The organism is Exiguobacterium sp. UBA6309 (assembly GCF_002439205.1).
GTDB lineage: Bacteria > Bacillota > Bacilli > Exiguobacteriales > Exiguobacteriaceae > Exiguobacterium_A.
The window spans coordinates 183,619-197,448 of the sequence record NZ_DJTL01000025.1 but is presented as its reverse complement, the minus strand read 5'-3'; the positions used below and the strand labels follow the sequence as shown (position 1 = coordinate 197,448).

Annotated in this window: 13 protein-coding genes; 8 read left to right on the top strand and 5 right to left on the bottom strand. The window is 45.6% G+C overall.

Translation table 11 applies throughout. The features are described from left to right. Positions 1-41: 41 nt before the first annotated feature. A complete protein-coding gene (locus B3M90_RS07475; protein ID WP_023469054.1) occupies positions 42-857 on the bottom strand; it encodes an NAD kinase in 816 nt (271 codons plus the stop codon). Positions 858-1,022: 165 nt separating this feature from the next. Here B3M90_RS07475 and tpx point away from each other — a divergent pair, with 165 nt between their 5' ends. The 4 genes from tpx to B3M90_RS07455 all read left to right on the top strand — a co-directional run bounded on the left by tpx (position 1,023) and on the right by B3M90_RS07455 (position 4,769). Beyond that, positions 1,023-1,520, top strand: coding sequence for a thiol peroxidase (gene tpx, locus B3M90_RS07470; RefSeq protein ID WP_290783419.1), 498 nt, complete (start codon positions 1,023-1,025; stop codon positions 1,518-1,520). 100 nt (positions 1,521-1,620) lie between these two features. Continuing rightward, positions 1,621-2,529, top strand: coding sequence for a class I SAM-dependent methyltransferase (locus tag B3M90_RS07465; RefSeq protein WP_023469052.1), 909 nt, complete (start codon positions 1,621-1,623; stop codon positions 2,527-2,529). A 120-nt stretch (positions 2,530-2,649) separates the two neighbouring features. Continuing rightward, complete coding sequence (locus B3M90_RS07460) at positions 2,650-3,861, top strand: acetate kinase (protein ID WP_214852837.1); 1,212 nt, start codon at positions 2,650-2,652, stop codon at positions 3,859-3,861. A gap of 302 nt (positions 3,862-4,163) precedes the next feature. Further along, positions 4,164-4,769: a 3D domain-containing protein gene (locus B3M90_RS07455; protein WP_035406242.1), complete on the top strand. Its 606-nt coding sequence runs from the start codon at positions 4,164-4,166 to the stop codon at positions 4,767-4,769. A 107-nt stretch (positions 4,770-4,876) separates the two neighbouring features. On the opposite strand, the gene B3M90_RS07450 is transcribed toward B3M90_RS07455, so the two are convergent. Beyond that, the gene (locus tag B3M90_RS07450; protein WP_029342342.1) at positions 4,877-5,314 is read right to left on the bottom strand and encodes a universal stress protein; all 438 of its coding nucleotides are present in this window, start codon (positions 5,312-5,314) and stop codon (positions 4,877-4,879) included. Positions 5,315-5,468: 154 nt separating this feature from the next. Between B3M90_RS07450 and B3M90_RS07445 the strand changes: the two genes are divergently transcribed. After that, on the top strand, positions 5,469-6,194 hold the full coding sequence (locus B3M90_RS07445) for an SDR family oxidoreductase (protein WP_035406245.1): 726 nt from the start codon (positions 5,469-5,471) through the stop codon (positions 6,192-6,194). Positions 6,195-6,240: 46 nt separating this feature from the next. Here B3M90_RS07445 and B3M90_RS07440 read toward each other — a convergent pair whose 3' ends face one another. Then, complete coding sequence (locus B3M90_RS07440) at positions 6,241-7,344, bottom strand: M24 family metallopeptidase (RefSeq protein ID WP_290783215.1); 1,104 nt, start codon at positions 7,342-7,344, stop codon at positions 6,241-6,243. Positions 7,345-7,499: 155 nt separating this feature from the next. On the opposite strand from B3M90_RS07440, the gene B3M90_RS07435 reads away from it, so the two are divergent. Further along, positions 7,500-8,810: a DRTGG domain-containing protein gene (locus B3M90_RS07435; RefSeq protein WP_023469046.1), complete on the top strand. Its 1,311-nt coding sequence runs from the start codon at positions 7,500-7,502 to the stop codon at positions 8,808-8,810. Between the two features lie 52 nt (positions 8,811-8,862). Here B3M90_RS07435 and B3M90_RS07430 read toward each other — a convergent pair whose 3' ends face one another. After that, entirely contained in the window at positions 8,863-9,171 is a 309-nt protein-coding gene (locus tag B3M90_RS07430) for a YtpI family protein (protein ID WP_035406252.1), read from the bottom strand. Positions 9,172-9,234: 63 nt separating this feature from the next. On the opposite strand from B3M90_RS07430, the gene B3M90_RS07425 reads away from it, so the two are divergent. Then, the gene (locus B3M90_RS07425) at positions 9,235-10,170 is read left to right on the top strand and encodes a DHH family phosphoesterase (RefSeq protein ID WP_290783213.1); all 936 of its coding nucleotides are present in this window, start codon (positions 9,235-9,237) and stop codon (positions 10,168-10,170) included. A gap of 65 nt (positions 10,171-10,235) precedes the next feature. Here the strand turns inward: B3M90_RS07425 and B3M90_RS07420 are convergent, their stop codons facing one another. Further along, complete coding sequence (locus B3M90_RS07420) at positions 10,236-10,430, bottom strand: hypothetical protein (protein ID WP_214852844.1); 195 nt, start codon at positions 10,428-10,430, stop codon at positions 10,236-10,238. Positions 10,431-10,575: 145 nt separating this feature from the next. Here B3M90_RS07420 and dnaE point away from each other — a divergent pair, with 145 nt between their 5' ends. Next, positions 10,576-13,737, top strand: a complete 3,162-nt coding sequence (gene dnaE, locus B3M90_RS07415) for a DNA polymerase III subunit alpha (RefSeq protein WP_214852846.1) — start codon at positions 10,576-10,578, stop codon at positions 13,735-13,737. The last annotated feature ends 93 nt before the right edge of the window (positions 13,738-13,830 follow it).

The window sequence follows — 13,830 nt, the reverse complement described above, 5'->3', positions numbered from 1 at the left end:
CAATAAAAAAATCTGCCTCTTCAGGGCAGATTTTTTTATTGTCATAAGAATGAGCGTTGAATCTTATGCCAAAATGTATTGTTCGTTAATTTGACGGTTTTAAGTTCTTTTTCAGAGAGCTGGATATCGACTGAATCCGTTCGTGTCAGGCTGAGTGCTTCGTTATCCATCCCGATGATCGGATAATCGTTTCCGTCCTCAATGATGCGTAACGAGAGTTTACGTCCGCGGTTCAATAGGAAAGCAGAACCGAGTGTCCGGTACCGGTTATTGTTAACGGAAGCGATCTCGCTGACTTGAAGACAGTGGATCAATGGATCGACAATCGCACCAGAAAGTGACTTGTTATAAGCCGTAGATCCCGTCGGTGTTGAGATGACCATTCCATCCCCGCGGAATGTCTCAAACAGGAAGTCATCGATATAGACTTCGATTGCGAGTGATTTGATGATGCTCGACTTTACGGAACATTCGTTCAGACAGAGCATCGGTGGTCCACCGTTGATGGATGCTTCAAGTAGTGGATAACGACGTACTTCGATTTCGCCATCCGAGACACGATTGCCCGTCTCTTTAAAGATTGCTTCGACCGCAGAAAGATCATTGATATCAAAATCACAGTAGAACGAGTTTGGTCCTTCAGCGAATCCGACATAGATCGCATCATCACGGAAACCTGTGAAGCGTGCCGCTTGCAAGAAAGCCCCGTCTCCACCAATCGAGACGATGATGTTTGCTTGTCGATGATCTTGGACGACATTCAGTCCGTATCGTGTACCGACATCGATCAACTTTCGCACCTGCGTCTCGTGTCTTTGTGTATTTCGGTAGTACAGGTAGACATTATTTCGAGCCATGGTCAATTCCCCCTTGAAAGCGTTTCATGAACTCTTTTATTATACCTGTTTTTTAGAAAGACGGGTACTGAAGTCCATCAATTATGGCAGAATACTTGCCATCTTCGCAGATCATTCCTATAGTTAAATAGAAAATACAGTATATCCAATCAGGGGAAAAGGGGAATTCATATGGCAACGTTTAAAGGAAATCCAATCACACTTCAAGGTACAGCGGTTCAAGTCGGACAAACAGCACCGGACTTTCACGTGTTAGCTAACGACTTATCGCCTGTAACACGTGATACATACCAAGGTGTTCGAATCATCAGTGTTGTCCCATCAATCGATACAGGGGTATGCGATGCACAGACTCGTAAATTTAACGAAGAAGCAGCTAAAATCGAAGGTGTGACGGTCATGACGATCTCAAACGACCTTCCGTTCGCGCAACGTCGTTGGTGTGCGTCAAGTGGTCTTGATCAAGTCGTGACATTGTCTGATCACCGTGATCTTTCATTCGGTACACAGTACGGCGTGGCAATCGAAGAATTACGTCTGCTTGCTCGCTCTGTCTTCGTCTTAGATTCGAACAACGAAATCACGTATGTCGAATACCTCGAAGAATCAACGGATGAGGTGAATTTCGAAGCAGCACTCGCTGCAGCACGTGAAGCGAAGTAAGAATGGTTTACAAACGACGCTGAAGCGTTACAATGGAACTAATGATAGAAACGGCTCCCGCTCTACGGGGGGCCGTTTCGTTTTGGAGAGGATGACGTACATGGAGCCGTTAGAAAAGTTATATAAGGAATTAACACGTCAAACAAAACAAATCGAACGTGATCTTGATATGCCTTACCTAGAAGCGTTGACGACTGTGATTGACCGGTTGAACGATCGCCATACTGAAAATGTAGACAAAGAGGTCATTCGAAAGGCAGTATCGCTTGCTATTTTAGAAGGGATGAAACAAGCGCAACCGAACCATTTGCCGACGCCAGACAGCGTCGCTTTGTTTGCTGGTTATCTAATCGGGAAATTGGTAGGTAAGGAGGACATCCGACTACTTGAATTAGGAAGTGGAACAGGTGGTATGTTACACGCTGTCTTGAGTCAGCTTTCGACGGGCACATCTGCTGAAGCAGTTGAGGTAGATGAGACGTTAATTCGTTTATCGGCAGCTGTAACGGAATTACTCGACTACCCTGTTACGTATACGCATCAAGATGCGTTACGACCTTTGTTGCTAGATCCAGTTGATCTTGCGATGGCTGATCTCCCAGTCGGTTATTATCCGGATGAAGAGGCTGCTGCTTCTTACATCTTGAAACGAGATGAGGGTATGAGCTATAGTCATTTCTTATTGATCGAACAAGCGATGCAATACGTCAAACCAGGTGGGTTCGGTGTTTTTGTCATTCCGAACGGTTTGTTCCAGCATGATACGGAAGGCAAGTTGAAACAGTACTTTGAATCAAAAGCGCACGTCATTGGCATTTTACAATTGCCGTTAACCATGTTCAAACAAGAACAGGCAGCAAAAAGTTATTTGATCGTCCGTAATCATTTAGCCGGTATGAAGATGCCAAAACAAGCGTTACTTGCTGAACTACCATCTTTCACAGATGCCCGTGCGTTTGGTGGTATGGTGAAACAGATTGATGAATGGATTAACACAGAATTAAAATGAATTACGCAAAGTGATTGAAATCTGTCGTTAATTTGACTATTCTAGTTGTAGAACAGAAATAGAAGAAAACCTAAACAGATGTGAATGTTCATTGGATTCAAATGGAAAAGGGGAAAAATCATGGCAAAAATTATGGCGGTAAACGCAGGTAGTTCGTCTTTGAAGTTCCAATTGCTCGAAATGCCGAACGAAACGATGACTGCAGTCGGACTCGTTGAACGTGTCGGTAAAGACGATGCAATCTTTACGATTAAATATGGTGAAGGACAAAAGTATACAGATGTCCTCCCGCTTGCAACACATAAAGAAGCAGTCGAGTTATCACTCGAAAAATTAATGGAGTTCGGAATCATCTCGTCTTACGATGAGATTAAAGGTGTCGGACATCGTGTTCTTCATGGTAAAGAAAAATATGCAGACTCTGTATTGATCACGGATGAAGTCATGCAAGATATCGAGTCGTATACAGAACTCGGACCACTTCACATTCCACCAAACTTGATCGGAATCCGGGCATTCCAAGCATTGCTTCCGGAAGTGCCGCAAGTGGCGGTCTTCGATACGGCGTTCCATCAAACGATGCCAGAAGAAAACTTCCTTTACAGCTTACCGTATGATTACTACACAGAATACGGTATCCGTAAATATGGTTTCCACGGTACGAGCCACAAATATGTTACGGAACGTGCATCTGAATTACTCGGTCGTCCATTAAAAGACCTTCGTTTAATCTCATGTCACTTAGGTAGCGGAGCATCAATCGCAGCAGTTTCGGGTGGCGAATCAATCGATACGACGATGGGCTTCACACCGCTTGAAGGGATCACGATGGGAACACGTTCTGGTTCACTCGACCCAGCTTTGATTCCATTCTTAATGGAGAAAACAGGGAAAACAGCGGAAGAAGTCTTGAACGTCATGAACAAAGAGTCTGGAATCTACGGACTCTCAGGTCTTTCAAGTGACTTGCGTGACGTCCAAACGGCTGCGAAGGAAGGAAACCACCGTTCAGAGATGGCACTCCGTATCTTCGCGAACCGTATCCACGGATACATCGGGCAATATGCTGCTGAGATGAATGGTGTTGATGCCATTATCTTCACAGCTGGTGTTGGAGAAAACTCAGATTCAATCCGTGAGCGTGTCCTACGTGGTCTCGAATTCATGGGCGTTTACTGGGATCCATCACTCAACAATGGAGCTCATGGAGAAGAACTCTTCATTAACTATCCACACTCACCAGTCAAAGTCATTATCATTCCAACGAATGAAGAATTGATGATCGCACGTGATACAGTTCGTGTTGGTGGATTGGTTGCTCAAAACGCATAATTTTAAAAAGGACTGAATCGTTAATACGACGATTTAGTCCTTTTTTTGATGAAATCCCAGAAAAGTGATACACGAACGTATGATCTATTGTTACGACGATTGTCATACAACGAAAAAAAAAGCGTCATCATCGTAAAAATAAACCTAAAAAAGAGTCGTTTCTTAAAAAAATTAGTCTTTTGTAACATAACGGTAATAGTACAGACATATTTTTGTGGTCTATATGTAACGGCACTACCTGCTTTTGTCATGTATATTAATCTCAGTTAACAAACACGAAACAATGATGGAGGAGAAAATACATGATGAAACGAATGCTCGCAAGTGTTTTAACGGTCGTGTTAGCACTCAGTTCGTTCGCAGGTCTTCAAGCAGAGGCTGCAACTAAGAAAAGTGTCAAGTCAACAGTCGATAGCCTAGTCATTCGTCAAAAAGCTACTACTTCTTCGAAGAAGCTCGGTCTTCTATATAAGAACCAAACGTTATCGTACAAAGCAAAAACAGGGAACTGGTACAAAGTAAGCTACAAAGGTAAGACGGCTTATCTTAGCGCGAGTTACTCGAAAGTCGTGACGTCAAGCGGATCAAAAAAACAATCTACGGGCGGTTGGAAAACAGTCACGAATGTGAGTGCGACAGCCTATACACCGTATGATCCAGGCAGTGGCAACCTGACAGCAATCGGTTGGAACATCAAAAGCTCGAAAAAGAAAGTCGTAGCTGTTGATCCACGTGTCATTCCACTTCGTTCGACAGTCAAAGTGTATTATAAAGGGAAATTGAAAGGGACATATACAGCTGCTGATACTGGCGGTGCCATCAAAGGTAAGAAGATGGATATCCTTTACTACTCTCGTTCAGAAGCATTCAACTGGGGTCGTCGTACCGTTACAGTAAAATACAAATGATTTCAAACCATCGGACATCGGTTCGATGGTTTTTTGTTTAAGCAGGTCATCAAAAAGCCTCTCTTCCTTTGAGATGAAGGGAGAGAGGCTTTTGATGGAAGAGTGGTTCATAAACGAACAATCAAGACGTCACATTTTGCGTAACGCGTAATGCTTTCAGAGACACTACCGATGAAGAAACGCTCAACAGCGTTTAAGCCGGTCGCGCCACAAATGATTAAATCAGCATCGTGATTAGGAGCAAGTTTTTTGGCAATCGTGACTTTTGGAGAACCGTATTCAATTGCAACTTCGACTTCCTGTACACCGCGATCTTGAGCGGTCTTGACATATTCGTCTAGCAATTCCTTCGCGTAAGATTCAGCACGTTCCGTGATAGTACGGTCATATGCTTCTACTGTTGCGAACGTCCGTGTATCAATGACGTGTGCGATGATCAATTTTGCATCATTTCGCAATGAAACATCGATTGCCGTCTCGAAGGCACGTTCTGCCTCTTTTGAGCCATCTACTGCTACAAGTACATTATGATAGACGATTGCCATGATGAATCCATCCCTTCGTAATCGATATGATGAGTACACCCTAATTATACCATTCTCTTACTGGAAGCGGACGAAACATTCAACGAGTTCTAAAAATTGTCCTACCTTTCTATTCCATCGTAAAATGGAGTCAGTGAAAGGGGGCGATGCCAAGATGAGGCACGCGTTAATTACAGCAGGTACAAAAGGACTGGGAGAGCGAGTAACACGCCAGTTATTGGAAGAAGGATGGAAAGTAACGGCGTTCCATCGTTCCGAACCCGAGTTTACACATCCGAATCTTGTGACGATTCAAGCAGATGTGACGAACCAAGAAGAAGTGGAACACGCAGCTCAACAAGCAATTAACGAGCAAGGTCGGATTGATGCGTTGATACTTAATGCAGGACCATATATATTCGAGCGGAAAGCATTAGTAGATTATAGCGATCAAGAATGGAATGAAGTCATTACCGGGAATCTGACCGCTAGTTTCTGGTTGTTACGTCAAGTATTACCCGTCATGCGTAAGCAAGCCTATGGTCGAATCATCACGTATGGTTTTCCGGAAAGTGCGACAGCGCCAGGATGGGTGTGCCGGGCGGCGTTCGCTGCTGCTAAAAGCGGGATGGTGAGTTTGACGAAGAGTGTGGCGCTTGAAGAGGCAGAGCACGGCATTACGGTCAACATGGTCAATCCGGGGAACATCGTCGGTGATAACAAGACGAAACGGATTTCCGAAGCAGAGCAAGATGAAGAAACACCGGTCGGAAGAACGGGTGTCGGGGAAGATATCGCTCGCGCCATCTCCTTCTTACTCGCAGAAGAATCAAGTATGATTACAGGTGCGATTCTTGATGTGACAGGGGGCGTCAATGTCGTCCATCAATCCCGTAAGTAAATAAAAAACACCTAATCCATCGCTTGGATTAGGTGTTTTTACTGATTTAAGATGATGGAATCGATTGAAGGTGTTTTGGTGTGCGAGTCAACGCAACCGGACCTTCCGCAGTAAGATGGATATCATCTTCGATCCGGACGCCGCCGACTCCGGGAACATAGATACCTGGTTCGAGCGTGTAGACGATACCAGCTTCAGCCGTCAGTAAGTTGTTTGAAGCGAGGGACGGGAATTCGTGAACCTCGATTCCGAGTCCGTGACCAACGCGATGTGTGAAGTACTGACCGTAGCCAGCCTCTGTGATGACGTCGCGGGCTGCTTTATCCAACGAGCCGAGTGTCGTACCGATCTGACTCGCTTTTGTCGCGGCTTCAAGTGCTTGGCGGACCGTTTCATAGATTTTCGTCTGTTCTTCGCTTGCCTGACCATAAATGAAGGTCCGTGTAATGTCTGAACAGTAGCCTTTCCAAATGACACCGAGATCGAATAGGACGAAATCGCCTTCTTGGATGACGCGGTCACCTGGGACACCGTGTGGATCAGCACTGTTTGCACCAAATAGGACAAGCGTATCGAACGACATCTCGCGGACGCCTTTTTTCTTCATTTCATATTCGATTTCCGCAATGACTTCGATTTCCGTGATACCTGGACGGATCGCTTGTTTACCGATTTCGATCGCTTCATCCGCAAGTGCTGCTGCTTCTTGAAGGATAGCAATTTCTTCCGGTGTTTTCTTCAAGCGAAGCGCTTGTAAGGACTCACCAATATCAAAAATGGCTGCATTTTCAAGATGTGAGCTCAGTTCTTGATATCGACTAAACGTCATATGTTCACCTTCAATACCGATCCGATTGTTCGAATGTTCAAATGTCTTGAATAATTCAGCTAAACGATCGAATGGATTTTCATGATCTTCATACGTGACGACGTCTCCTTCCCAAGGACTCGTTGCAACGATACTTGCTTCGAGTGCTGGGCAGAATAATACATGTTTGCCGGTTACATCAACGAGGACTGCCATGACACGTTCGTGAGGTTCTGCGTAGACTCCTGAAAAGTAAAAGACATTTGCCTTTGAAGTAATGACGGCTAAATCGATTCCTTGTTCTTTCAAGAAAGCACTAATGTAATTCGTACGTTCGCTCATATGTGACTCCACCTCTCTACTCATTTTCTACATAAGTATACCATCGTCCGATTCGAAAAACATTTCTCGTAAATCAGACTAGTACACGTTTTCATCTTTGGAGTAGTACAGTATAATGGCAGGAGAGTAGAAAAAAGGAAAAGAAGGGATACAGTATGCCTACGAAACACGAACAGATCATTCGACATATCGAAGATCTTGATGTCGGAACGAAGATTTCCGTCCGACAAATCGCGAAGGACTTGACCGTATCCGAAGGAACGGCCTATCGCGCCATCAAGGAAGCGGAGAATCTTGGGTTCGTCTCGACGATCGAACGAGTCGGAACGATTCGAATCAAAAAGAAACAAAAAGAAAATATTGAGAAGCTGACATTCGCGGAGGTCGTGAATATCGTCGATGGTCAAGTTCTCGGTGGGAGAAACGGATTACACAAGACATTGACGAAATTCGTCATTGGCGCAATGAAGCTTGAAGCGATGATGCGTTACATCGATGTCGACAGTCTCGTCATCATCGGGAACCGTGAAAAAGCACACGAACTCGTGCTTGAAGCAGGGGCCGCTGTATTGATCACCGGTGGATTTGATACAACGGAGGATGCAAAACGATTGGCGGATGAGATGGAGTTACCCATCATTTCGACGTCATACGATACATTTACGGTCGCAACGATGATCAACCGAGCAATTTATGATCGATTGATCAAAAAGGAAATCTTACTCGTCTCGGATATCTTGATCCCTTTACATGATACGTTCTATTTACAGACGACGGATCCGATTTCACGTTGGCACGAGTTGAACGAACAGACGAAACACAATCGTTACCCTGTCATCGATGAACAAATGAAGGTCGTCGGTGTCGTGACGGCGAAGGACATCATTGACCGTCCACATGACTGGGCTGTTGAAAAAGTCATGACGCGGCATCCAATTACGGTCGGCATTCGAACGAGTGTCACAAATTCTGCGCATCAGATGGTATGGGAAGGCATCGAAATGTTACCGGTCATTGACCAGTATGGGCGATTGCTTGGGATCATTAGCCGTCAAGATGTCCTCAAGGCATTGCAACTGGCGAATCGCCAGCCGCAGGTCGGGGAGACGTTCGATGATCTGATCACAGGCCAGATTAAAGCGGCAGAGGACGAACGGGGACCGTACTTATCCCTTGAGGTTTCTCCGCAAATGACGAATTTCATGGGGACTGCTTCAAGTGGTGTATTGACGACGCTTCTCGTCGAAGGGGCGACGCGAATGTTGCGTCACATGAAGAAAGGTGACCTTGTCATTGAAAACGTCAGCATCTATTTCATTAAACCTGTTCAGATCGAGAGCACGGTAACGATCCGGGCCAATGTCTTTGACGTTGGTCGAAAATTCGGGAAAGTCGATGTCGAAATGTATCAAGGTACACAAATCGTTGCGAAGGCGCTCGTGACTTCTCAACTCATCGATCGTTAAGTGAATACAAAAAGAACCGAAGTCGATTGACTTCGGTTCCTCTGAATCTCGCTCAGGATTGCTCCATCTCACGGACGACATATGGATAAATCTTTTTGTAACGGATGAATCCAGCGATGAATGAAGCAACACCGACGACGATTAAAATAGAACAGACAACTTTTCCGACGAGTGTCGTTAATCCGTTCCCGGAAACGAACTGATTGACGGCGAATAGGATGACGAACAGACTCAACCAAATGCTCGCTTGTGTATTGAACAAGTATTTTCGGTTCGTGCTTTTCGTATGGAACGCGCGGCGTTTTGCTAACAAATACCCACCAAGCGAGAAAACGATGAGGGCGATGAGGATGAATTGCATGTTAAAAGGACCTCCTTTTTGTCTTCATCTAGTATCATATCAAGATTAGAGGAGCTGTGCACAGTGAAAGAGCAAATCAAACAAATGATTGAAGCTGCAAATACGATCATCATTCATCGTCATGAACGACCGGATCCCGATGCACTCGGTAGTCAGTTCGGCTTACAATTGACATTGCAACACCAGTTTCCTGAAAAAACAGTGTTGTCGGCAGGTGAGATGGCGACATCATTGTCATTTATGGGGAAGCTCGATCAGGTAGAAGACGAGTTATACAAAGAGGCGTTAGTCGTGATTCTGGATACGGCGAATCAAGCACGTGTTGACGGGAAGGTCGCGATGACAGGAAAAGACGTCATTAAAATCGACCATCATCCCGATGAGGATCCATACGCGTCAGTGCAACTCGTCGATACGACGATGAGTTCGACATCGGAACTGCTCGTTCATCTATTGAATGAATGGGAATACGACATTCCAGCATCAGCTGCTATTCAATTCTATGCGGGAATCGTCGGTGACACGGGACGTTTTCAATTCCGTGGTACGACGAAACGAACGTTTGAAGTCGCGGCGCAATTGATTGATGTAGGGATTGATACAGATTGGTTGTATCGGAATATGTACCAAACAGAACTGGCGGCGCTTCATCTACAAGGATATGTTCTTCAACATATCCAATTGACGGATCAAGGCGTCGGTTATGTCGTTTTGACACAGGATACATTGAAGCAATTTGGAGCAACGGTCGAACAAGCATCGTTACTCGTCAATAGTTTTGCCGGTTTACAAGGAATGAAGTGCTGGGCGCTGTTCCTCGAAACAGATATGGAAGTTCGCGTCCGAATTCGCTCGAAGGGTCCAGTCATCAATGAAGTAGCAAAAGAATTCAATGGCGGTGGACATCCAATGGCGTCTGGTGCGACGATTGAACAGTTAAGTGAAGTCGAACGTGTCGTTAATCGTCTGAATGAGGTCGCTGCGAACTTCCAGTTTTAAATGGAAAAAAGGCTGCTCGGTCTCATTCCTCTCGTGAGGAAGCGGAGCGAACAGCCTTTTTATGCTTATTTCGTTTTTGTTTCTTGTTGCGGAATGAACCATACGCCACGATCTGTGTGGTCTTCAATGACATTCAGTTGAAGTTCAGCGACCGACTTGCGAATCTTCTCAGCGATTTCTTCCGTTTCAGTAAAAGCAGTAACACCTAACTTTAGTTGTTCAACCTTTTCACGTGCGATTTGACTACGATTCAAAATCATGAGAAATGCTCCTTCCGTACCCGTCATGATATTTCTATACTTATTGTAGCGAATAATAAATCAGATGGCGAGTACTTGAGTTAGTTAGATATGAATGTTCTGAAAACTTTTTAAGCTTTCATCAGAAGAGAGAGGAGAATAGAAGATGCACTTAAATGTCCGGACACAATATAGTCCCTTACAAAGTTTGATTCGAATCGAGACGTACCTCGATGAGCTTGTTCATCGTCAGCTTGGACGAGCGATCATCTGTGAAACGACATTAACCGGAGTTCCGGCATTCATCGAGGCGTGTCAGCGTCGACAGTTACAACCGGTCATTGGCTGGGAACAGCGAATCGAGGAAGAAGACTGTTGTATCTTGTGGTTTGCTTTTTCTTCTGATGGCTTACGTCAATTGTACCGATTAGCTAGTGAACAACCGGTTATTGAAGCCTCATCGCTCATTGCGGTGCTCGTTCCGCTTCGTCAGGCATCGGAAGATATGACACGTCTACGTCGTTCCGTCGTGCAGTGGATGGGACACGTTCAAGGAGCGCGTACATATATGGGAGTGACTTCGAGTCGCTCGACCGTCGAGCGAGAGAGTCGCATGCGTTATCGGGAAGTAGCCGCATCACTCGGTGTAGAGACAATCCCAGTCGATCCTGTCCGTTATCTTCATCGAGCTGAAGCCCCAGCTTATCAAGCAATACGTGCGATCCGTGAAGCAACGACGTTCCAAGATCAAAAAACAGATCGTCTGATGCATTTAAAGACTCGAGAAGAGTTACTCGAAGACTTTACGGAGCGAGAAATCACGATGGCTGAGCAATTTGCCGCGACATCTGAACGCTTAGAATTACCGTTCCAGCAACGTCCATTACCACGCGTCGCAGAAGATTCGAATGCGATGCTGCGGACGCATGCTGAAGAAGGATTACTGGCACACGGTCATGAAAGTAAAGAAGCGGCGGAACGGCTCGCCTATGAACTGTCCGTCATCGAACAAACCGGATTTGCTGATTATTTTTTGATCGTCGAGGAACTTATTCGACGAGCAAAGGCGAAAGGCATTCATGTTGGACCTGGTCGTGGGTCGGCAGCAGGCTCTCTCGTTAGTTATGCGCTTGGAATCACGACGGTTGATCCGTTGAAATATGGATTACTCTTTGAGCGGTTTTTGAATCCAGAGCGGATTTCGATGCCGGATATCGATATCGATATCGAAGATGAACGACGCGAAGAGGTATTAGAAGATCTCGTAATGCGTTATGGAAAAGACCATGTCGCCCAAATCGGGACATTATCAACGCTTGGTGCCAAAGCCGCTCTGCGAGACGTCGGACGAACGCTGGAGTTTTCAAAAGATGAACTGGATGCTGCAGTCAAACAACTTGGGAAATCGACGACATTACAAGGAATCGAACAAAATAAACAGACGTATCGCTGGTTCTCTGGAAGTGAAAAACGTCGACAACTCTTACAGCTAGCGCAAGCAGTCGAAGGTCTCCCGCGACAACGTTCGGTTCACGCAGCCGGCGTCGTCATCGGGTCAGAGAATCTCGTCGAGACGACACCCTTAGAGACAGGACCGAACGAGCGATACGTGACGCAGTTCCTGATGCAAGCATTAGAACGTCAAGGATTACTGAAGATTGACTTGCTGGGGCTGCGCAATCTTAGTCGTTTGCGTCGGATGGAAGAATTGATTCGAAGAGAACACCCCTCTTTTAAGCTCTCGCAAATTCCAGAAGAAGATCGTGCGACGTTCCAAGTCTTTGCCCGCGCCGAGACGGATGATATCTTCCAATTCGAATCACCAGGCATGAAACAAACATTGCGAGAAGTGAAACCGAATCGATTTGAAGATTTGGTCGCCACGATGTCGCTCTATCGTCCAGGACCGATGAAATTCATTGATCTGTACGCAAAACGAAAAGCCGGTCAACCTTATCAGATGGTACATCCTGTATTAGAAGAGGTGCTGGCGTCGACATATGGCATCATCGTCTACCAAGAGCAAGTCATGGAAATCACACGTCGAGTGGCTGGTTTTACGCTTGCTCAAGCAGATATATTACGACGTGCGATTTCTAAGAAGAGTACGGATTCACTCGAACAGGAACGTCTCCATTTTTTAGAAGGTGCACGAACGAATGGATTCGATGATACAGTAGCGCATTCACTTTATGAACAAATCGAACGTTTTGCCGGATATGGATTTAACCGAAGTCATGCAGTCGCCTACTCAAAGATTAGTTATGCCCTTGGGTATATCAAAGCGCATTTCCCGCAAATTTTCTTTCTCGTTTCGGTGGAACAACCGGAACGCCTTGTCCGGTTGATGCGCGAACGACGTCTCCCTGTCCTATCACCGGACGTCTGGATTTCCGATTATCGTTCTTCGCTAGAGGGAAAGGGGATTCGACTTGGAATCCATGTGATTAAAGGTATTTCCGAGCGAGAGTTCGAACGGTTAAAAGAAGCGTCGAAGCACACGGCGACGATCGCCGGTCTATTGACTCATGTCGGATGGGGTAAAAAGGAACGAGCAAAAATCGAATTACTGCTTTATAGTGGCGCATTAGACCGAGCGACGCACGGCGATCGTGGACTCGCTGAACAAGAGGTGCTCGAGTACTTCACGGAATCATCGAATACCTTATTACCGGACGAACTGGCAATCCTCGGGAAACGCCGGACACAGAAGTCATCGAAACGAAGCGATTCCGACTGGGCACGCCTGGAACGAGATGCACTCGGATTCTGGTTAACGTATTCTCCTTTGACGACAGCGATGAAAGCACCGGTCGAATCTGCTTATTTTCATGATCTTAGTGTCGGAGCAGACACGCATTATTTAATCTGCTATATTGATCAAATCCGAGAATTCAAGACGAAACGCGGTCAAGTGATGGCGGTCATTCAAGCGGTCGATGGGTATTCAAATGAAGAAGTCGTCGTATTCCCAAGTCAATATGAGCGGTTCCGTCGTTCTCTTTACTTAGGGAATGTCTTATTGATCGAGTTGAAGGTTCAAGATCGTGAAGGGGAGCGCCAATTCATTTTGGAACGGCTCCGGCCACTCGGACAAGATGTATTGTTCGTCAAGCTAACATCAAAAAATGAGCTAGCCACACTCGAACAATTGTTAGAAGCTACGCCAGGCGATATTCCAGTCGTCGTTCGCTACGCTGATTCACGCGAGACGAAATCGTTACCGTCACTTTATGCGGTTCGGCATGATGAGGAATTATTAGCTCGTCTACGTATGCAGTTTGGTGAGGATCATGTTGTCCTGAAAAATGTGCCTCGCTCAAACTAGTAGTAGGTAATAAGATTTGTTATAATAAAGGGTAATTGGTCTGACCAATGCCACCGATTAAAGCAACCGACTGAAGGGTCAGAAAGGTGGTGC